Raw genomic sequence first — 20,932 nt, forward strand, 5'->3', positions numbered from 1 at the left:
CGCATCCTGCGCCGAAGCGGCGCCGGGATCAAGCTGAAAAGGCCAGGGGCGTGGTGCCGGCAACCTCTCAGCGCCGCGCTTCACGCACCCTAGACTCTCTCGTCGGCAAAAAGCTCCGTGCTGTCGACAGGGCTTGCATGCCCCTTCCAAGCAGTGGCAGAGATGGCTAGAATCGCGCGTTTTTTGATCAAGGCGCCTCCTGAGCGCCCGCCGAGGTTAGCCCATGTCCATCCAAACGTCCGCCCCCAAGGTCGGTTTCGTCAGCCTCGGCTGCCCCAAGGCCACCGTCGATTCCGAACGCATCCTCACCCAGCTGCGCATGGAAGGCTACGAGATCGTACCGACCTATGAAGACGCCGACGTGGTGGTGGTCAACACCTGTGGCTTCATCGACAGTGCCAAGGCCGAGTCCCTGGATGCCATTGGCGAGGCCATCGCCGAGAACGGCAAGGTGATCGTCACCGGGTGCATGGGTGTGGACGAGGGCAATATCCGCGGCGTCCACCCCAGTGTGCTGGCAGTGACCGGTCCGCAGCAGTACGAGCAGGTGGTCAGCGCCGTGCACGAGGTGGTGCCGCCGCAGCTGGAGCACAATCCGCTGATCGATCTGGTGCCGCCCCAGGGCATCAAGCTGACCCCGCGCCACTACGCCTACCTGAAGATTTCCGAAGGCTGCAACCACAGCTGCAGCTTCTGCATCATCCCCTCCATGCGCGGCAAGCTGGTCAGCCGCCCGGTGGGCGATGTGCTGTCCGAGGCCGAGCGGCTGGTCAAGGCGGGCGTGAAGGAGCTGCTGGTGATTTCCCAGGACACCAGCGCCTACGGCGTCGACCTCAAGTACCGGCTGGACTTCTGGAACGGCCAGCCGGTCAAGACGCGCATGCTGGAACTCTGCGAGGCGCTGTCGGGCATGGGGGTCTGGGTGCGCCTGCATTATGTCTACCCCTACCCCAATGTCGACGACGTCATCCCGCTGATGGCCGCCGGCAAGCTGCTGCCCTACCTGGACATCCCCTTCCAGCACGCCAGCCCCAAGGTGCTCAAGTCCATGAAGCGCCCGGCCTTCGAGGACAAGACCCTGGCGCGCATCAAGCGCTGGCGGGAGATCTGCCCGGAGCTGACCATCCGCTCCACCTTCATCGTCGGCTTTCCCGGCGAGACCGAGGAAGACTTCCAGTACCTGCTGGATTGGCTGACCGAAGCCCAGCTGGATCGCGTCGGCTGCTTTCAGTATTCGCCCGTTGAGGGCGCACCGGCCAACGAGCTGGGCCTGGAGCCTATTCCGGACGAGATCAAGCAGGATCGTTGGGAACGCTTCATGGCGCATCAGCAGGCCATTTCCGCGGCGCGGCTACAACTCAAGGTCGGTCGTGAGATTGAGGTGCTGATCGACGAAGTGGATGACCAGGGCGCGATCGGCCGCTCCTATGCCGATGCCCCGGAAATCGACGGCAACGTCTATGTCGACAGCGCGACTCCGCTCAAGCCGGGCGACAAGGTCTGGGTGCGGGTCACCGACGCCGATGAATACGATCTCTGGGCGGAAGTGATCTAATCCTGCAAGCGGTGAGTGCCGGGCACATGGGCATGCCCGGCCGCACTGCAACTGGCGGTGGTCGATGACGGCGCCGCCGGCTGGCCGAGTTCGCGCAGGATCCCGCAGCGATCCCCCTCGCCTTCCCCCTGGCACTGGCGCCTCAGGGTCACCAGTTGCTCGCGTAGCTGATCCAGCTCGCGGATGCGCACCTCGACATGGTGCAGGTGAGCACCGATCAGGGCATCCACCTGGGCACACCCGGGTTCGCTGGTATCGCGCAGAGCCAGCAACGCGCGGATCTCTTCCAGGGTCATGTCAAGGGAGCGGCAATGACGTACGAAGACCAGTCGCTCGACGTGGCGCTCGTCGTAACTACGGTAATTGCTGCTGCTGCGGGCGGCAGGACTCAGCAGCCCCTCACGCTCATAGTATCTGATGGTCTCGACCGCGCAGTCGGTGCGCTTGGCCAATTCGCCGATCTTCATCGCCCCCACCTCAAGACTCTGTCAGCCATACAGACTGCCGCGCCAGAGGCTCTGGAGCAAGGTTTATCGGCGCAGGAAGGAGGTACTGGTTCGGGAGCGTTAGTGGGCGGTGGAGAAAAGCCGACGCCCCGGCGATGAGTGGATCGCCAGGGCGTCGTGACAGCGACCAACCTAGTTGGCGTTGTTCTGGTAGAGCGCGGAGGCGCGCGCCGGATGTTCCGACTGGAACTGGGTCTGGGAATTGGCGCGAATGGACTTGCTGGACACATCACGGCTGGCAGCCGATGCGGTGCCTGACAGTAGACCCAGGAACAGAACGGTAACAATGGCTTGGACACCCAGGACTTTCATAGCGAATACCTCTTGGTTGTGCTGTTTCAATAGGCACAGCGTACCTCCAGTACCAATCCGCTAAAAAGTAGCCTTTTAGAGAGTGATCATTACCTAAAAGGCAAATATCGTAGGAGAACTCTTGCCACTCTCCGGTCGTCCCTTGCCTGATCGTCCAGCGGCTAGCGTAGCTCTACCAGATGCTTTTTCAGCCCCATGGCGTCATCAGCACCCAGACTGGTCATGTGGAAGAAGCCATAGTCCTCCAGATAGCTCCAGTGACTCAGGGGCCCCTTGCTCGCCTTGCCATGCCGACACTCCAGCGTCTTGGCTCGTCCGCTCAAGGACGCCAGTAGCTGGCGGGCCTCGCCCTCGGCTACCACCTTGCAGGACACCTGGATCTCCCGCTGCTCGCGACCCTGCAGATTGCCGGTCAAAGTCTGCTGCGCCTGATAACCGACCTGACTGCCCACGGCCAGCGCCCGCCAGTCACCATTGAACGTCAGGCGTGTCAGGCTGGCCGATTCCTCGACCGGCAACCCACCGTTGTCGACCTCCGTACGCCGCACCAGATCGATCAGGCCACGCCAGCTGAGCGCATCCATCCGTGCTGCCTTGCCCTGTGCAGTGAACCTGAACAGGCCTGGCAAGGGGCCGGCACTGACCTGCAGGGCCTGGCGATAGGGATGAGACTGGCCGGCGTAGCGACTCTCGCCCTCCTCCACCACGGTCTGAATGGCGGCACGGGGCGCGGGTAGCGCCAGCGCCTGGAGGGCCTGCAATGGCTGAGGCTGGGCCACAGGCAACTCGGTCGGAGGGGCCATGGTCGAGGCTGGGACCGCGGCGGCTGGAGTGGTCGCCACCGCAGGCATTCGCGGTGCGGCCAGCAGAGCGTCACGATGATCGCATACGGCTTCCAGCACATGCCGACGTTCGACCGGAGCGGTGGTGAAGGTCTCCTGGGTCAACCTGGCCGGTTCGCTATCGGTGATGCGACCGCTGTCATCGAGGCCATAGCGCGCCAGCAGGAGGTAGCGGCGCGCCGTGCAATCCGCGGCCAGGGATTCACGCCACTGGCGCACGGGGGCGCCGTAGCGCGGCGTCTTGACCGTAACGCCCAGTTGCTGCCCGCCCCAAAAACGACGGATGCCCTGACCGTCCACCAGGCTGTTGCGGTCGATGGCCAGGGTATCGCCACCGGCGGAACTGGCCAGGACGCGCCAATCCGTGTTCGCCGGCTGGGCGCAAAGTGCCGCGATATCGGCACGCTGCCTGAGCGCGCCGCTCTTGGCGGTGCTCAGGGGCAGCGGTGCGGCATAGGCATTCACCTGCCCCGGATAGACTCGCTGGGCGCCATCGAGATAGAGCAGCTCCGCCTGATCGGCGGCGCAGTCCAGAGCGACCAGCGCCGACCCCTCTTCCGGCAAGGCCAGCGCGAATTGGAGCCGAGAGCCGTCTCGTAGCACGCTTTCTGGCATGAGAGGACGAGTGAAGAGGTCTTCGGCCTGGGGAGCAGGCTCGGTCGACTGCTGCTGAAGGGTGCAGCCGGCCAGGATCGATAGCAGGCAGAGGGCGGAAAGACGACTGGGAATCATGGATCCTCTCGGCAGCAAATCGCGATGGATATCGCGAACAACGAACTGGACCTGAACGAAATGCGTCTGGTGCGGATCAATAAGGGAAGCATGTCGTTTGGCATGACCTCCCCCGTTCCCACAACACGAGGTGCATTTATGAATACCGATCAGATCATAGGCAATGCCAAGGACGCTACCGGCAAGGTCCAGGATAGCTTTGGTGCCGCCACCGGCAACACCGACTGGCAAGCCGAAGGCAAGTCCCGTCAGCTGGAGGGCAAACTGCAGGAGCAGTATGGCCAGGCTGTCGATTGCGCACGCAACGTGACTGCCGACAAACCCTTTACCGCACTGGCCGTGGCCGGTGGCATCGGTTTCGTCCTCGGCGTACTGCTGTCGCGCTCCTGATCGGAGACGCGGGGCTGGCCGTGATGCCAGCCCCAAAACAAAAAGGCCTGCTCAGACAGGCCTTTTTGTTTTGGGGCTTTTCACTGATTGAAGGTGAGGAGATGCTTGCGTACCGTCTCCACGATGTCGCCGATATTGAAGGGCTTCTGGAAGACGGCGTCGAACAGCTCGGAACTCTCCTGCGCCAGATGCGCCTGAGCGCCACTCATCAGGATGATGGGAAGGTGCTGCAGGCCCTGACGTTCACGTAGCGCTTCTGCGAGCTCGCGGCCATTCATCACCGGCATCATGAAATCGGTGATGACCAGCGACGGTAGTTCGCGATCGAATACGTCTAGCGCTCGGCGGCCGTTGCTCGCCTTGACCACCATGTAGCCTTCGTCTTCAAGAGCGAAGGCCAGGATGTCCGCTATCAGAAATTCGTCATCGACTACCAGTATCGTCGTCATGTGGAAGCTCTCCCAGCCGACGCGATCATGGTTGTATTGAGGGCATGGCTGAACCTGAAAGCACCTTCACCATGTCTTTGAACGCCTTTTTCAGTTCGATTCCCGAGTCATCTATCACCATCTCGCGTAGCGAGGGGTCATAAAGGCTATCCCGCACCTTGAGGATGGACAGGACCCTTTTGATCTCTGCCTCAGCCTCGACGAATCGCAGCAAAATCAGATTGTCCACCATGCTCGAAAGTTCGGGGGCCGGCGCTGCTATATCCGCGCCAAACACGTCCCGTAATTCCCAAGTGGCTAGAACTGTGACGCCCTGGGTACGCAGCTCGTTCAGTAATGCGCTGAAGTATTCGATGAGCCGCCCCTGGGGCAGGGCGAAGCGGGCGATGGCGCCCAGACTGTCGATCACCAGCCGCTTGATGCCATGCTGCTTGACCAGCGCGAGCAGCTTCAGACCAATTTCATCAAGACGCAATTCGGTCGTGGGCTGCCAGTGCATATGCAGCACGCCCTCGTCGATACGACCGGCCAGATCGAGCGCCAGGGCGTCGGCCTTGAGCTGCAGCCGCTCCGGCGGCTCATAGAAGCTGAACATCAGGCCGGGGGCCTCGGGCGTGCAGGCGGCCAGGAAGTTCAGGCAGATGGACGTCTTGCCGGCCCCCGAAGGCCCCATGAGCAGCGTGGTCGAACTTTCCGGCAACCCGTTTTCGATCATCGCATCCAGCGAGGCCACGCCGCTGGTCACCCGCTGGTGACCGACGCGGTAGGTCGCCCCGGCCGAGGGATCGCGATACAGGGTTTCCAGCCGTGGAAACACCGTGATGCCGGCATTGGAGATGGTGAATTCGTGAAAACCCGACAGGGCTCCGCTACCGCGGGTCTTGCGCAGCGCCATACGGCGGATACTGCGACTGCCGATGTCCTCTTCGTGCAGATCCAGCACGCCATCGACCATGGTGTGTTCCGGACTGCCGTCTTCGAGGCGAGCGCTGGTGAGAAAGATCACCGTGCAGCCGGCGAAGGCCGCGTGCCCCTGTAGTTCGGCGATGAACTTCTTGGTGTCGATGGGCGTTTCCGCGCGCGAGCGGGCATTGAGCAGGCCGTCCACCACCAAAAGACTGGCCTTCTGCCGGCTGATTTCTCGCCGCAAGAGACGCACGACTTCATCCAGCCCCTCGCCTTCCATGGTATCGAAGGCACTCAGGTACTGGACCTGATCCCCGATGCAGGAACGATCGAAGAAATCCAGTGTGGAAAAGAACTGGAACATCCGCTCGTGAGTTTCCGACAGCATGGTCGCGAACAGCACCCGGCCACCGCCACGCACATGATTGAAGGCGATCTGATTGGCCATGATCGATTTGCCGGAACCCGGACGACCCTGGATGACATAGGACGCACCTGCAACCAGGCCTCCCTTCAAGATCTCATCCAGCCCCTGGATACCGGTTACGACGCGCTCGAGTCGATTCAAGAACGATGCCTCAAACTAATGATGTGTCTGGGACGCCTTTGGACAGGCGCCCGGTGCTTCGCAGGCAAGAGGGTATAAGCCTGGTGCGCAAATAGCCAGCTAGAGCGCGCGCGTTCAGCCGCGTTTGCGAATCAGGCCTTCCTGGGCCACCGAGGCCACCAGCTGGCCCGCGCGGTTGTAGATGCTGCCGCGGCACAGGCCACGCGCGCCGCCCGCCCAGGGGCTGTCGATGGCGTAGAGCAGCCAGTCGTCCAGGCGGAAATCGCGATGAAACCAGACCGCGTGGTCGAGACTGGCGATCTGCAGCGAGCGATCCCAGAAACTGGTGCCATGGGGCAGCAGCGAACTGGGCAGCAGATTGAAGTCCGATGCATAGGCCAGCAGGTAGCGGTGCAACGCTGGCTGATCCGGCAGATCGCCGGTGGCGCGGAACCAGACGTGGCGGACCGGCTCGGCGGGTTCCGGGTGGAAGGGGTCGGTAAAGACCACTGGGCGCATCTCGATGGGGCGTGGTCCCAGTAGCTTGTCGCGCAGCGGCGCCGGAATCAGCTCGGCATACTGCTGGGCATGGGCGATCTCCGATTGCAGGGTCTCGGGCGCGGGCACCTCGGGCATGGAGGTCTGATGCTCGAAACCCGGCTCTTCTATATGGAAGGAGGCGCTGCAGAAAAAGATGGGTTGCTCATCCTGAAAGGCGGTGACCCGGCGCGTGGAGAAGCTGCCACCGTCGCGGATGCGATCCACCTGATAGGTCACCGCCTCCACCGCCGAGCCGGCGCGCAGGAAATAGCCATGCAGGGAATGCACGCGGCGCTCCGCCGGGACGGTCTGACTGGCCGCCGACAGGGCCTGCCCCAGTACCTGGCCACCAAAGAGCTGGGGAAAGCCGAGGTCCTGACTGCCGCCGCGATACAGGTCGGGAGCCAGGGAGTCGAGGCTCAGGAGATCGACCAGGTTGTCCAGCACCTTGCTCATGGGTAGGGTTCCTTGACAGAGAGCGGCCATCATACGCAAAACCGGTCAAATCCTGTGCGTTCGCCGTGCATCTGCCCACGTTACTCATCGTATGACGACAATTGGTGGAGCTTGTGGCTGCAATAGCGGTCACAATGACGTATTCGCTGTTCGCTCGCAGGCTTCCTCTCCATGACCGAAACCTCAACCGCTTCGTCTCCTGCACCCTCCGCGTCTCAGATTGCGGAGCTGGGCAAGCGTCTCGGGCACAACGACGTCTTCTTCGCCGCCGTGAAGAAGACGCGTATGCCGATGATCGTGACGGACCCGCATCAGCCGGACAATCCGATCATCTTCGCCAACGAGGCCTTTTTGCGCACCACCGGCTACGAGCTGGATGAAGTGATGGGCCGCAACTGCCGTTTCCTGCAGGGGCCTGATACCCGTCCGGAACACATCGCCGAAATCCGCAACGCCCTGCGCGAACACCGCGATTGCAACGTCGAGTTGCTGAACTACCGCAAGGATGGCACCACCTTCTGGAATGCCCTCTTCATATCGCCGGTCCTTGACGCGGAAGGCACGCTCATCTACTACTTTGCCTCGCAATTGGATGTGTCCCGCCGCCGCGATGCCGAGGACGCCTTGCGCCAGTCGCAGAAGATGGAGGCGCTGGGCCAACTCACAGGCGGTATCGCCCACGATTTCAACAACCTGCTGCAGGTGATGGTCGGCTACCTGGACATCCTGCGAATCAATCTGAATCGTCCCGAATTGGACCGCGACAAGGCCAAGCGGCATGTCGACAACACCCGCGATGCGGTGAATCGAGCCGCGACCCTGACGCAGCAGTTGCTGGCCTTCGCCCGCAAGCAGCGCCTGACCGGGCGTGCGGTGGACCTGAACAAGCTCATCGAAGCCGGACAGGGACGTTTCTCGCAGGCGTTGGGCGGCCCCTTCCGCTTCATCTTCCGTCCCGCCCACAGTCTGTGGAATTGTCGCCTCGATCCAATCCAGCTGGAAACAGCGCTGCTCAACATCATCGACAACGCCCGCCTGGCCATGCTGGAGCGTGGTACTGGCACCCTGACCCTGGAAACCCTCAATGTAGAGGTCAATGGGCAGGATCTGGCCCATGGTGGACTTTCCCAAGGACACTATGTCTGCATCGCCCTCACCGACACCGGATGTGGCATGTCCACCGATGTGCTCGGGCGTGCGCTGGATCCCTTCTTCACCACCCGTGACGAGGGCCAGGGCAGCGGCCTGGGCCTGTCCATGGTCTATGGCTTTCTCAAGCAATCGGGCGGTCTGGTCAGACTCTATTCCGAAGTTGGGATAGGGACTTCGGTACGTCTCTACTTCCCGGTCTCGGAGGAAGAGGCGCGCGAGCATCCGGCACCGCTCCCTAGCCTGCACGAGGATGGCGGTGGCTCCGAAACGATTCTGGTGGTGGACGACCGCCCGGACGTGGCAGCCCTGGCCCAGGCCATCCTGGAAGAAACCGGCTATCAGGTGCTGGTCGCCCACAACGGGCAACAGGCTCTGGATATCCTCGCCCGTGAGCCTTCCATCGATCTGCTGTTCAGTGATCTGATCATGCCCGGCGGTATGAACGGCGTCATGCTGGCCAAGGAGGCGCAAAAGCGGCAACCGCACCTGCGTATCCTGCTCACCACCGGCTATGCCAACAATGCCCTGGACGTCGAAGAAGGCAATGGCGAGCGTTTTCCCATCCTCAACAAGCCCTATGGTCGCCAGGATTTGACCCGTTGGATTCGCCGCATGCTGGACGCCGAGCAGCCATGAGTGACGAAGCCCTGGAGCGCGAGCCAGCCAGCTGTGACGCCGGGCAGGATGGCCCGGTGGATCTCCAGAGCTTCCTGGCCTGTCTCGAACGCGTGGGCAACAGTCCCGAACAGGTGTCGGTCCAGCATCTGATCGATGCCATCGGCAGTCGCTCCTTCGGCCCCATGATCCTCTTGCCAGGCGTGCTGGCGATCTCGCCGCTGACCGGCATTCCCGGCATCGCCACGGCCATTGCCGTCTTCGTGATGCTGGTGAGTGCCCAGTTGCTGCTGGGACGCGACCATTTCTGGCTGCCACGCTGGGTCCTGCAGCGCAATGTCTCGCGCGGCAAGCTGCGCAAATCGCTGCGGCTGCTGCAGAAGCCGGCGCGGTGGGTGGACAAGGTGGTCAGGTCACGCCTGCGGGTGCTCACCTCGCGACCGGCGCACTTCGTCACTGCCCTGCTCTGCATCCTCATCGCCGCGACCATGCCGGTGCTGGATCTGGTGCCCTTCGCCAACACCACGGCCGGGCTGGCCCTGACCTCCTTCGCCCTGTCGCTGATCGCCCGCGACGGGCTGCTATTCCTCCTGGCACTGGGCTTCTGCACCGGGATCGTCTGGTTCATCCTGGAGCTGTTGGTGTTTTGAGCGCCCGCCTGCCGCTGGTCTATCACGAGGACTACAGTCCGCCCTTCCCCGCCAGCCATCGCTTTCCAATGGATAAATTTCGCCTGCTGCACGAGCACCTGAGCGCGACCGGCATACTGGGCGCGGACAATTGGCAGCGCCCCGAGCCATGCCCAGACGCGCTGCTGGCCCTGGCGCACGCGCCCGACTACATCCAGGCCTTCCAGGCCGGCGAACTGGCACCGCCGCTGCAGCGCCAGCTGGGCCTGCCCTGGAGCGAAGCCCTGGTGCGCCGCACCGTCCGCGCGGTGGGCGGCTCCTTGCTCACACTGGAGCTGGCGCTGCGCCATGGCCTAGCCTGCCACCTCGCCGGCGGCACTCACCATGCCCACCATGACTATCCGGCCGGCTTCTGCATCTTCAATGACCTGGCGATCCTGGCGTTGTCACTGCTGGAAAGCGGTCGCGCCGGGCGGGTACTGATCCTGGATTGCGACGTCCACCAGGGCGATGGCACGGCACGCATTCTCGCCGAGGTCCCTGACGCCATCACCGTCTCGCTGCACTGCGCCACCAACTATCCGGCACGCAAGGCGCAAAGCGACTGGGATATCCCGTTGCCACGCGGCCTGGACGACGCTGACTATCTGCGGGTCCTCGACGACGCCCTGGGCTATCTGCTGCCCCTCCACCAGCCCGACGTGGTGCTCTACGACGCCGGGGTGGATGTGCATCGCGACGATGCCCTGGGGTATCTGGCGCTCACCGACGCCGGCCTCGCGGCTCGTGATGGCCTGGTCTTGCGACGCTGCCTGGCCGCGGATATACCGGTGGCAGGGGTGATCGGCGGCGGCTACTCGGCCGATCGCACCGCCCTGGCCCGCCGCCACGGGATCCTGCACCACACGGCGACCCAGGTCTGGCATGAGCTGGGCCTGAACTGAACGGGAGTTTTCATGAGCAAGACCGCCAAGACATCCGAATCCAGCCAGGCACGCCTGGCCGTGCAGATCGATGCTGACAACGCACCCGCCGCCATCGTCGACGGGCTCATGGCCGAGATCGCCCGCTTCGGCGTGGCCAGCGTCAAGCGCATCTATGGCGACTGGACCCAGCCGCAACTGAACAGCTGGAAGAAGGTGCTGCTCGACCATTCCATCCAGCCGGTGCAGCAATTCGGCTACACCAAGGGCAAGAACGCTACCGACAGCGCCCTGATCATCGACGCCATGGACCTGCTCTACACCCGGCGCTTCGATGGTTTCTGCCTGGTCTCCAGCGACAGCGACTTCACCCGCCTGGCCGCGCGACTGCGCGAGGAAGGGCTGACGGTCTATGGCTTCGGCGAGGAGAAGACGCCGGATCCCTTCGTCTCGGCGTGCGACAGATTCATCTACACCGAAATCCTCAGGTCCAAGCCACGCGAGGAAAATCGCGAGACGACGCCTGCCGACAAGCCCGCCAGCAGCAACCGCGGCAAGCCCAAGTTGAGCGCCATCCTCAAGCTCATCGAACAGGCGGTGGAAGATGCCTCCGACGAAGGCGGCTGGGCGAATTTGGGGCTGGTCGGTACCAACCTGGGCAAGGTGCGTCCGGACTTCGATGCCCGCCTCTATGGGCATCGCAAGTTCAGCGGCCTGGTAAAGGCCCATGGCGATCGATTCGAGGTTCAGGAACGGGATCCCGCCGATGGCAGCGCCGGCAAGGCCGTCTACATCCGCAACCGCTGACGCCGTCCCGCTTGCCCGGCTCTGGACCGGGCAATAGCAGCGAAAGCCGGTGATCGGTCGCCATCAAGGTGCCATACCATCGGTCTGACGTTGCGGAACCGCTCGGCTGGCGGCGGCCTCCACCTCTAGGTAAACGCTACCAACGGAGACCGCCATGCGAGCCTTGACCTACCACGGTGCCCACGATGTCCGTGTCGATACCGTACCTGATCCGACCATCCAGGATGCCGACGACATCGTCCTGCGGGTAACCGCCACGGCCATCTGCGGCTCGGACCTGCACCTGTATCGCGGCAAGATTCCCACGGTCGAGCATGGCGATATCTTCGGCCACGAATTCATGGGCGTCGTCGAGGAAACCGGACCAGCCGTCACCGCGGTCCAGAAAGGCGACCGGGTAGTGATTCCCTTCGTCATCGCCTGCGGCAGCTGCTTCTTCTGCAACCAGGATCTCTACGCGGCCTGCGAGACCACCAATACCGGGCGCGGCGCCATTCTCAACAAGAAGCAGATCCCGCCGGGCGCGGCGCTGTTCGGATTCAGCCATCTCTACGGTGGCGTACCGGGCGGCCAGGCCGAATACGTGCGCGTACCCAAGGCCAATACCGGCCCCTTCAAGGTGCCCGGCACCCTCGCTGACGAAAAGGTACTGTTCCTTTCCGATATCCTGCCCACCGCCTGGCAAGCCGTGCTCAACACCGGCATCGGCCAGGGTTCGAGCATCGCCATCTATGGCGCCGGACCGGTCGGCCTGCTGTCGGCCGCCTGCGCGCGGATGCTGGGTGCCGACCGTATCTTCATGGTCGACCACCACCCCTACCGCCTGGCCTATGCCCAGCAGACCTATGGCGTGATCCCGATCAATTTCGACGAGGACGACGATCCAGCGGCCACCATCATCGAGCAGACGCCCGGCAAGCGGGGCGTGGACGGAGTAGTGGATGCCGTGGGCTTCGAGGCCAAGGGCAGCACCACCGAGACCATTCTCGCCAACCTCAAGCTGGAAGGCAGCAGTGGCAAGGCCCTGCGCCAGTGCATCGCGGCCGTACGACGCGGTGGCACCGTGAGTGTCCCCGGGGTCTATGCCGGCTTCATCCATGGCTTCCTGTTCGGCGACGCCTTCGACAAGGGCCTGACCTTCAAGATGGGCCAGACGCATGTCCAGCGCTATCTGCCGGAGCTGCTCGAACACATCGAGCGCGGCGATCTCGCCCCTGAGGCAATCATTACCCACCGGATGTCCCTGGAGCAGGCGGTCGAAGGCTACAAGATCTTCGACAAGAAGCAGGAAGACTGTCGCAAGGTGATCCTCACGCCCGGCCGGACCGAGCCACTGGTGCCCGAGCGCCTGGAAGAGCCCTTGGCAGCGCCACTGGGCCAAGCCGGCGTGGTCTAAGAGCCTAGCACCTCGCGTACAATGGCGGCCTTTCCGTAGTCCCCTGGATGCCGCCATGCCGCTCTCCCCTTCCACCCCTGCCGTCGCTGTCATCGGGGGTGGCCCCGCCGGTCTGATGGCGGCCGAGACCCTGGCCGCAGCCGGCATGCCTGTCGACCTCTTCGATGCCATGCCCTCTGTCGGCCGCAAGTTCCTGCTGGCAGGCGTGGGCGGTATGAACATCACCCATGCTGAAGAACAGGCAGCGTTCCGTCAGCGATACCGTGAGCGCGAAAGCCAGGTAGGCATCTGGCTCGACACCTTCGACGGCGACACCTTGCGCGCCTGGATCCATGAGCTGGGCATCGAGACCTTCGTCGGCACCTCGGGGCGGGTGTTTCCCGCCGACATGAAGGCCGCGCCCCTGCTGCGCGCCTGGCTACATCGCCTGCGTGACCAAGGGGTGCGAATCCATACCCGCAGCCGTTGGCTCGGCTGGGACACTGAAGGCCGGCTACGCCTCGCCACTCCGGAAGGCGAACGGTTGTTGCAACCACAAGCCTGTGTGCTGGCATTGGGCGGCGGCAGCTGGCCACGCCTGGGCTCGGATGGCGCCTGGCAAACCCTGCTGGCCTCGCGCGGCATCGAATTGCGACCCCTGGAGCCGGCCAACTGCGGTTTCGAGGTAACGGGCTGGAGCGATTTTCTCAAGACCCGCCATGCCGGCGCACCGATCAAGCCCGCCGCCCTGGCCTTGCCCGGCCGGCCAGCGCGCCAGGGCGAATTCGTCCTGACCAATACCGGGATCGAAGGCAGCCTGGTCTACGCGCTAGCCGCCGAGATCCGTACGGCCATCGACCGCGACGGCCAGGCGACCCTGAGCCTGGATCTGGCACCCCAGCGCAACCTGGCCGAACTGGACCGGGCCCTTTGCAGACCCCGTGGCAGCCAGTCCCTTGCCAACCATCTGCGGCGCCATGCCGGGATCGACGGTGCCCGGGCCGCCCTGCTTCGGGAGCTGGCTCCGGCCGAGGCCTTCCAGGACATGACCCGGCTGGCCCAGGCCTGCAAGGCTGTGCCCCTCACCGTGGTCCGACCGCGTCCCCTGGCGGAAGCCATCAGCAGCGCTGGCGGCGTGCCCCTGGAGGCGCTGGACGACGGCCTGATGCTCCGGCAATTGCCGGGCGTCTTCTGTGCTGGCGAGATGCTTGATTGGGAAGCTCCCACGGGCGGCTATCTGCTCACCGCCTGCTTCGCCAGTGGTCGGGCAGCGGGCCAGGGCGTGTTGCGCTGGCTGGCCGGCCGCTAGCGTCAGGCCGGGCGCTCGACGAACTCGGTGGCTGGGGAGCCATTGGCATTGTGCTGGCGGATCACCGCCGGGCGCCCTTCCTCATCCAGTAGCACCTGACCGATACCGGCCCCGTTCCACAGGCGCTCGCCAGCCTCGCGGCGGTCCGGCAGACGCGGCTGCAACTCCCAGCGCCGTCGCTTGGTGAAGCCGTTGAGCGGCGACCAGGGCGCATAGAGCCAGCGATTGAGCCTGTCCAGGGTCGCCAGCAGACGCGGCGGAAACTCGTTCTTGATACCGCTACTGGTGATCTGCCACAGCCGTGGCTCGCCGCGCCTATCGCGAATACGGATGTCGTAGGCGAAGGAATAGTGGACATCGCCGGAGAGCACCACATAGTTGCCCGGGGTACGGCGATGGCGAAAGATATTGAGCATGGTCTTGGCGGCACCGGGGTGGGCCATCCAGTTCTCGGCATCCACCATCAGCGGCTGGCCGAACCAGGTGAAGATCCGCTGCACCGCCTCGATCAGCTTGACGCCGAACATGGGCGCGGCCGAGACGATCACCGCCGAGGGATGATCCAGCAGCTCCTGCTGCAGCTCGCACAGGGCCTCCCAGTCCATCAGCCCCGAGGGGTGCCCCAGACGCCGCTCGCTGCGCCAGCGGCGGGTACGGGTGTCCAGCACGATCAGCGGCGGTTCGGTCTTGAGCACATAGTGCCAGCCCTGGAAACGCAAGAGGTCGTCGATGCAGGCATTTTGCGTCTGGCAATCCAGCCAGCCGTCTTCGGCGGCCGTGGCCAGTAGTCGATCGGCCGCCGCCAGGGGTTCGGCCACCGACTCGGGCGCGTTACCCCAGGCCTGGCAGAGAAGATAGGCCAGCAGGGCGTTGCCGATGATCCGACGGGAGAACGGATGACCATAGGCGGTCTCCTCCCAGCGCGCCGATAGATTCCAGTCGTCGGTGACATCGTGATCATCGAAGATCATCAAGGTCGGCACTCCGGCCAGGGCCCGCGCCGCCTGGGGCAGCGTCGCGACGAAAGCCCTTATGCACTCCGATTCGGCCGCGTACCGCTCGCGGTCCTTGTCGTCGAGCACGGGTGGCACGACCTCGATCAGGGTCCAGGGCGTCGGCGACCAGCTGAGCAGGTACAGCGCCAGCACCTCGCTCAGGGTCACCAGATGATTGTGGGCATTGGTGGAGGTGAAGATCGGCTTTTCCACCCCACCGAAGAAGCGCTCGCGCAGCGCCCGATTGGACTTGAAGGCCGGCAGCAGGTCTTCGCGGTGATAGAGGTTGGCGGCATGGGCCATCAGCGCATCGCTGTCCGCCACCACGGCGCCTTCGAGACATTCGCCATAAAGGCCGAGGCGCCGGATCAGCGCCTGTACGGCCAGCAGCATGGGGCCGGCCACGTCGTCGGCATAGACCTGGTCACCGGTGAGCAACAGCGCCGCCGGCCGCTCCTCGGGCGTCGCACAGTCCTGCAGCAGGCGATCGACCGCGACCAAGCCATCGGCCGAGGAGTGATGGGGCTTGCGACAGGAACCGTGGAGCAGATGATCGAAGCGGGTGCGCAGGACCAGGCGTGGCAGGTCGCCGTTGGCCGAAAGCAGATGCGGCGCCCAGTCGCGGATCCCGCCCGCGCTCAATTGCAGGTCGTATTGGATGAAGGTATCCAGCGGCAGCTCGATCTCGGGCCGGACGTCCAGCAACTGCAGATAGGCCTGCTCGCCCAGGCGCAGGCACTGGACCTCGCTCTGTATCCCCCACTCGGCCTCACCCTGCCAAAGCCGCGGCACAGGTGGCTCGGTGGTGGTGGTCACCAGCCAGAGCAGCAACCGGGACGACTCGACCCGGCGCAACAGCGGACCGGCCAGTACCGGGGGCAAGGCAGAGGTATCGCTCATGGGCTCTCCTGTGGACGCAGAACTGACCACTATGCCGCGTCCGGATTCAGCCCGCAGCCGCCGCTTGGCTACAAAGTTTGAGCGCGCATCACAGTCAGCCTAGAATTCGCTCCCTTTTCGTCGCCATCCGGGCCTGTCATGACCTTTGCCGACCTCGGCCTCATCGATCCGCTGCTGCAGGCGCTCGCCGCCCTGGAGCACAGCTCCCCCACTCCCATCCAGCGCCAGGCCATCCCGGCGGCGCTGGCCGGACGCGATCTGCTGGCCGCGGCCCAGACCGGTACCGGCAAGACCGGCGCCTTCGGGCTGCCGCTCTTGCAGCGACTGGTGCAGGAAGGTCCGGCGGTGGCGCCCAACCATATCCGCGCGCTGATCCTCACGCCCACTCGCGAACTGGCCGAGCAGGTCCATGCCAGCCTGCATGACTATGCCCGGCACCTGCCGCTGCGCACCGCGGTGGCCTATGGTGGCGTGAGCATCAATCCGCAGATGATGAAACTGCGCAAGGGTGTCGATGTGCTGGTGGCGACCCCGGGTCGCCTGCTCGACCTGTTCAGCCAGAACGCCGTGCGCTTCGATCAGGTGCAGCTGCTGGTGCTGGATGAAGCCGATCGCATGCTTGACCTCGGCTTTTCCCGCCAACTGGGCGAGCTGTTCGTCATGCTGCCGCGCAAGCGCCAGACCCTGCTGTTCTCGGCGACCTTCTCCGACGCCGTGCGCCAATTGGCCGCCCCGGTGCTGCGCGATCCCCAGACGATCGACGTCAGCCCGCGCAACACGGCTGCCGTGACCGTCAAGCAGTGGGTCGTGCCGGTGGACAAGAAGCGCAAGACCGAACTCTTCCTGCACCTCTATCGCAGCGGTCCTCGCCAGCAGGTGCTGGTGTTCGCCAAGACGCGCAAGGGCGTGGAGCAACTGGTGGAGGTGCTGCAGGCCGAAGGCCTGGCGGCGGAATCCATCCATGGTGACAAGCCCCAGCCGGCGCGGCTGCGCGCCCTCGCTCGCTTCAAGGCTGGCGAGGCGGATATCCTGGTCGCCACCGACGTGGCCGCCCGCGGCCTGGACATCCAGGACCTACCCCTGGTGGTCAACCTGGACCTGCCCATCGTCGCCGAGGATTACGTGCATCGCATTGGCCGGACCGGCCGCGCGGGCAACCAGGGCCAGGCGGTTTCGCTGGTCTGCGCCGATGAAGTGGACCAGCTGGCGGCCATCGAGACCCTCATCGGCCAGGTCCTGCCGCGCCGCGACGAACCGGACTTCATCCCCGATCACCGTGTTCCGGAAACCCGGCCCAACGGGCTGGTGGTGAAAAAGCCCAAGAAGCCGAAGAAGCCCAAGGTTGGCGCATCGGTGTCCGACAAGCCGTTGGGGCGCTGGGTGGAAGATGGCAAGCCCAAGGTCAAGTCGGTGCGCAAGTCACCCGGCTTCGGCAAGGCGCGCAAGAAGCCCTGAGGATTGGGGTGGTGGACAAGGCTGCGCCGTTGTCCACCCTACGACGCTGATGTTTTGCCAATCGCGGCCATGGGCCGCTCCTACGGAAGCGCTGCAGTCCCGTAGCCTGGAAAACCGCGCAGCGTTTTCCGGAGGAGGAGCCGTTCCGGTGCCATAGAGCCCGGTAGCCTGGAAAACCGCGTAGCGTTTTCCAGGAAGGACCTACCCCGGCACCAGGGCAAGGTGACGAGGCTGCGCCGTTGTCCACCCTAAGGGGTTAGCAGTGGAGCGGCGGTAGAGGGTGATCGCGGCCATGGGCCGCTCCTACAAGAGAATCCGTACCGATAGCCTGGAAAACCGCGCAGCGTTTTCCAGGGATGGGATCGAAGTGTATTGAACCGGGTGAAGGAGGCGGAGCCGTCATTCACCCGGCCATGACTCCTACTCCGCCAGGCGCCAGGTGGTGCCGCCCTTGCCGTCTTCCAGCACCACGCCCAGAGCGGTGAGCTGGTCGCGGATACGGTCGGATTCCGCCCAGTTCTTTTCGGCACGCGCGCTCAGGCGCGCCTGGATCAGTGCCTCGACCTCGGCCGCATCCACCCGGCCCGCCGCATCGGCGCGCAGGAAGGCTTCCGGCTCCAGCTGCAGCACACCCAGCACATCAGCCAGCTCGCGCAGACGCCCGGCCAGACCGGCCGCGGCGGCGGGATCGCTCTCGCGCAGGCGATTGATCTCACGCGCCAGTTCGAACAGCACGCCGCAGGCACCGGCGGTGTTGAAGTCGTCGTCCATGCACTGGGCGAAGCGCTCGGCGTAGCTTTCGCCGCCTTGCGCCGGAGCCTGGGGCAAACCCTTGAGCGAGTGGTAGAAGCGCTCCAGGGCGCCCTTGGCTTCGCGCAGGTTGTCTTCCGAGTAATTGATCGGGCTGCGGTAATGGCTGGCGATCAGCAGGTAGCGCACCACTTCCGGGTGATACTTCTCCAGCACCTCGCGCAGGGTGAAGAAGTTGCCCAGGGACTTGGACATCTTCTCGCCATTGATGGTGATCATCCCGCAGTGCAGCCAGGCGTTGGCGTAGGGCTTGCCAGTGGCCGCCTCGCTCTGGGCGATCTCGTTCTCGTGGTGCGGGAATTCCAGGTCGTTGCCGCCACCGTGGATGTCGAAGGTGTCGCCCAGGCAGCAGGTGGACATCACCGAGCACTCGATGTGCCAGCCCGGACGCCCGGCGCCCCAGGGCGACGGCCAGCTCGGCTCACCCGGCTTGGCGGCCTTCCACAGGACGAAGTCGAGCGGATCTTCCTTGGCCTCGCCTGGCTCGATGCGAGCGCCGATGCGCAGGTCCTCGACGCGCCGCCGCGACAGCTTGCCGTAGCCGGCGAAGCGGTTGACCCGGTAGTAGACGTCACCGTTACCCGGGGCATAGGCATAGCCCTTGTCGATCAGGGTCTGGATCATGGCGTGCATGCCATCGATGTGATCGGTGGCGCGTGGCTCCTGGTCCGGCTTCTTGATATTCAGCCGTGCCTCGTCCTCGTGCATCGCCTCGATCATCCGCGCCACCAGGTCGGTGAAGGGCTCATCGTTGGCGTTGGCGCGGTTGATGATCTTGTCGTCGATGTCGGTGATATTGCGCACATAGGTCAGCTCATAGCCGCTATGGCGCAACCAGCGCGTGATAACGTCGAAGGCCACCATGCTGCGACCATGACCCAGGTGGCAGTAGTCGTAGACGGTCATGCCGCAGACGTACATGCGCACCTGCCCCGGTACCAGCGGCGTGAAGGCTTCCTTGGTCTTGGTCAGGGTGTTGTAGAGGTGCAGCGCCATCATTGCCCCCAGGAATCGCGCAGGGTCACGGTACGGTTGAACACCGGCTTGCCCGGCGCCGAATCCTTCAGATCGACGCAGAAGTAGCCTTCGCGCTCGAACTGGAAGCGGTCTTCCGGCTGGGCCTGGGCCAGCGACGGCTCGGCACGGCAGCCCTTGAGCACCACCAGGGAATCAGGATTGATGTTGTCGAGGAAGCTGCCGCCCTCCTCGCTCTTCTCCGGCTGCGCCGAACGGAACAGGCGATCGTAGAGGCGCACCTCGCACTCCACGCTGCCCTCGGTCGGCACCCAGTGGATCACGCCCTTGACCTTGCGCCCTTCCGGGTTCTTGCCCAGGGTGTCCGGATCGTAGCTGCAACGCAGTTCGACCACGTTGCCGTCGGCATCCTTGATGGCCTCGTCGGCGCGGATCACGTAGCTACCGCGCAGGCGCACCTCGCCACCCGGCTCCAGGCGCTTGTAGCCCTTGGGCGGATTCTCTTCGTAGTCACCCTGGTCGATGTACAGCTCGCGGGCAAAGGGCAGCTGACGCAGCCCCAGATCCTGCTTGGGATGCCGCGCCAGTTCCAGGTTTTCCACCTGACCCTCGGGGTAGTTGGTGATCACCACCTTGAGCGGCTTGAGCACGCACATGGCACGCGGCGCGTTCTGGTCCAGGTCCTCGCGAATGGCGAATTCCAGCATGGCCACGTCGACCACGCCATTGGAGCGGGTCACGCCGATCATCTCGCAGAAGTTGCGGATGGCGGCCGGGGTGTAGCCACGACGACGATAGCCCGACAGGGTCGACATGCGCGGATCGTCCCAACCCTGCACATGGGCCTCGTCCACCAGTTGCTTGAGCTTGCGCTTGCTGGTGACGGTGTAGTTCAGGTTGAGGCGGGCGAATTCGTACTGGCGCGGCTGGGCCGGCACCGGCAGCTTGGCCAGGAACCACTCGTACAGCGGACGATGGTCCTCGAACTCCAGGGTGCAGATGGAGTGGGTCACGCCTTCCAGGGCATCGGACTGACCATGGGTGAAGTCATAGCTCGGGTAGATGCACCAGGCGTCACCGGTCTGGTGGTGATGGGCGTGGCGGATGCGATAGAGGATGGGATCGCGCAGGTTCATGTTGGGCGAGGCCATGTCGATCTTGGCGCGCAGCACCTTTTCGCCGTCCTTGAATTCGCCGGCCTTCATGCGGGCGAAGAGGTCCAGGTTCTCGGCCACCGAGCGATCGCGGAAAGGACTGTTGCGACCCGGCTCGGTGAGGCTGCCGCGGTATTCGCGAGCCTGCTCGGGCGTCAGGTCGCAGACATAGGCCAGGCCCTGCTCGATCAGGTTCACCGCCCAGGCATAGAGCTGGTCGAAATAGGCGGAGGCGTAGCGCACCTCGCCGGCCCAGTCGAAGCCCAGCCAGTGCACGTCGCTCTTGATGGCGTCGATGTATTCCTGGTCTTCCTTGGCCGGGTTGGTGTCGTCGAAGCGCAGATGGCAGTCGCCGCCGAATTCCTTGGCCAGGCCGAAGTTCACGCAGATCGACTTGGCGTGGCCGATGTGCAGGTAGCCATTGGGCTCCGGGGGAAAGCGGGTGACGATCTTGGCCTGCTTGCCGGCGTCCAGGTCAGCCTGGACGATCTGCCGCAGGAAATGCGCGGGGGCGGCTTTGGCGGCGGTGGACGAGTCGGAAGTCGGCTTGCTCATGGGATCCTTAACTGGGCAGGCGCACGGCCAGGGTAGGCCGAGC

Annotated in this window: 18 protein-coding genes; 9 read left to right on the top strand and 9 right to left on the bottom strand. The window is 64.4% G+C overall.

The features are described 5' to 3' along the window. Nucleotides 1-229 precede the first annotated feature (229 nt). Nucleotides 230-1,555, top strand: coding sequence for a 30S ribosomal protein S12 methylthiotransferase RimO (gene rimO / locus PJ259_RS07365; RefSeq protein WP_271655847.1), 1,326 nt, complete (start codon nucleotides 230-232; stop codon nucleotides 1,553-1,555). Here rimO and cadR read toward each other — a convergent pair. The 3 genes from cadR to PJ259_RS07380 all read right to left on the bottom strand — a co-directional run bounded on the left by cadR (nucleotide 1,552) and on the right by PJ259_RS07380 (nucleotide 3,947). Further along, on the bottom strand, nucleotides 1,552-2,022 hold the full coding sequence (cadR, locus tag PJ259_RS07370; RefSeq protein ID WP_271655305.1) for a Cd(II)/Pb(II)-responsive transcriptional regulator: 471 nt from the start codon (nucleotides 2,020-2,022) through the stop codon (nucleotides 1,552-1,554). The genes rimO and cadR overlap by 4 nt on opposite strands. A gap of 171 nt (nucleotides 2,023-2,193) precedes the next feature. Continuing rightward, entirely contained in the window at nucleotides 2,194-2,373 is a 180-nt protein-coding gene (locus PJ259_RS07375; RefSeq protein ID WP_059315406.1) for a hypothetical protein, read from the bottom strand. Nucleotides 2,374-2,534: 161 nt separating this feature from the next. Next, entirely contained in the window at nucleotides 2,535-3,947 is a 1,413-nt protein-coding gene (locus tag PJ259_RS07380) for a hypothetical protein (protein WP_271655306.1), read from the bottom strand. Between the two features lie 138 nt (nucleotides 3,948-4,085). On the opposite strand from PJ259_RS07380, the gene PJ259_RS07385 reads away from it, so the two are divergent. Further along, a complete protein-coding gene (locus PJ259_RS07385) occupies nucleotides 4,086-4,337 on the top strand; it encodes a CsbD family protein (protein WP_059315408.1) in 252 nt (83 codons plus the stop codon). An 80-nt stretch (nucleotides 4,338-4,417) separates the two neighbouring features. On the opposite strand, the gene PJ259_RS07390 is transcribed toward PJ259_RS07385, so the two are convergent. From PJ259_RS07390 to tesB, 3 genes are all read right to left on the bottom strand, one after another. Beyond that, nucleotides 4,418-4,786: a response regulator gene (locus PJ259_RS07390; RefSeq protein WP_271655307.1), complete on the bottom strand. Its 369-nt coding sequence runs from the start codon at nucleotides 4,784-4,786 to the stop codon at nucleotides 4,418-4,420. A gap of 25 nt (nucleotides 4,787-4,811) precedes the next feature. Next, nucleotides 4,812-6,260, bottom strand: coding sequence for an ATPase domain-containing protein (locus PJ259_RS07395; RefSeq protein WP_271655308.1), 1,449 nt, complete (start codon nucleotides 6,258-6,260; stop codon nucleotides 4,812-4,814). A gap of 114 nt (nucleotides 6,261-6,374) precedes the next feature. Beyond that, a complete protein-coding gene (tesB, locus tag PJ259_RS07400; protein WP_271655309.1) occupies nucleotides 6,375-7,235 on the bottom strand; it encodes an acyl-CoA thioesterase II in 861 nt (286 codons plus the stop codon). Between the two features lie 171 nt (nucleotides 7,236-7,406). On the opposite strand from tesB, the gene PJ259_RS07405 reads away from it, so the two are divergent. The 6 genes from PJ259_RS07405 (at nucleotide 7,407) to PJ259_RS07430 (ending at nucleotide 14,045) form a co-directional block, all read left to right on the top strand. Beyond that, the gene (locus PJ259_RS07405; RefSeq protein ID WP_271655310.1) at nucleotides 7,407-9,023 is read left to right on the top strand and encodes a histidine kinase famiy protein; all 1,617 of its coding nucleotides are present in this window, start codon (nucleotides 7,407-7,409) and stop codon (nucleotides 9,021-9,023) included. Then, nucleotides 9,020-9,652 (top strand): exopolysaccharide biosynthesis protein, encoded by a 633-nt coding sequence (locus PJ259_RS07410; protein WP_059315413.1) that lies wholly within the window; start codon nucleotides 9,020-9,022, stop codon nucleotides 9,650-9,652. The genes PJ259_RS07405 and PJ259_RS07410 overlap by 4 nt, the downstream gene beginning before the upstream one ends. After that, a complete protein-coding gene (locus tag PJ259_RS07415; RefSeq protein ID WP_271655311.1) occupies nucleotides 9,649-10,575 on the top strand; it encodes a histone deacetylase family protein in 927 nt (308 codons plus the stop codon). Before PJ259_RS07410 ends, PJ259_RS07415 begins: the two co-directional genes overlap by 4 nt. Nucleotides 10,576-10,587: 12 nt before the next feature. Continuing rightward, nucleotides 10,588-11,361: an NYN domain-containing protein gene (locus tag PJ259_RS07420; protein WP_271655312.1), complete on the top strand. Its 774-nt coding sequence runs from the start codon at nucleotides 10,588-10,590 to the stop codon at nucleotides 11,359-11,361. A gap of 154 nt (nucleotides 11,362-11,515) precedes the next feature. Beyond that, entirely contained in the window at nucleotides 11,516-12,757 is a 1,242-nt protein-coding gene (locus PJ259_RS07425; RefSeq protein ID WP_059315416.1) for a zinc-dependent alcohol dehydrogenase, read from the top strand. 55 nt (nucleotides 12,758-12,812) lie between these two features. Further along, nucleotides 12,813-14,045 (top strand): TIGR03862 family flavoprotein, encoded by a 1,233-nt coding sequence (locus PJ259_RS07430; RefSeq protein ID WP_271655313.1) that lies wholly within the window; start codon nucleotides 12,813-12,815, stop codon nucleotides 14,043-14,045. Nucleotides 14,046-14,047: 2 nt separating this feature from the next. Here PJ259_RS07430 and PJ259_RS07435 read toward each other — a convergent pair whose 3' ends face one another. Continuing rightward, on the bottom strand, nucleotides 14,048-15,940 hold the full coding sequence (locus PJ259_RS07435; RefSeq protein ID WP_271655314.1) for an alkaline phosphatase family protein: 1,893 nt from the start codon (nucleotides 15,938-15,940) through the stop codon (nucleotides 14,048-14,050). A 138-nt stretch (nucleotides 15,941-16,078) separates the two neighbouring features. On the opposite strand from PJ259_RS07435, the gene PJ259_RS07440 reads away from it, so the two are divergent. Further along, nucleotides 16,079-17,395: a DEAD/DEAH box helicase gene (locus tag PJ259_RS07440; RefSeq protein WP_271655315.1), complete on the top strand. Its 1,317-nt coding sequence runs from the start codon at nucleotides 16,079-16,081 to the stop codon at nucleotides 17,393-17,395. Nucleotides 17,396-17,815: 420 nt separating this feature from the next. Here the strand turns inward: PJ259_RS07440 and cysS are convergent, their stop codons facing one another. Then, nucleotides 17,816-19,201 carry a cysteine--tRNA ligase gene (gene cysS, locus PJ259_RS07445; RefSeq protein ID WP_271655316.1) on the bottom strand — a complete coding sequence of 462 codons (1,386 nt, stop codon included), beginning with the start codon at nucleotides 19,199-19,201 and terminating at the stop codon, nucleotides 17,816-17,818. Continuing rightward, complete coding sequence (locus PJ259_RS07450; RefSeq protein WP_271655317.1) at nucleotides 19,201-20,889, bottom strand: glutamine--tRNA ligase/YqeY domain fusion protein; 1,689 nt, start codon at nucleotides 20,887-20,889, stop codon at nucleotides 19,201-19,203. Before PJ259_RS07450 ends, cysS begins: the two co-directional genes overlap by 1 nt. Between the last annotated feature and the right edge of the window lie 43 nt (nucleotides 20,890-20,932).

Source organism: Pseudomonas sp. JBR1 (assembly GCF_028198185.1).
In the GTDB taxonomy this organism is placed as follows: Bacteria; Pseudomonadota; Gammaproteobacteria; order Pseudomonadales; family Pseudomonadaceae; genus Chryseomonas; species Chryseomonas oryzihabitans_E.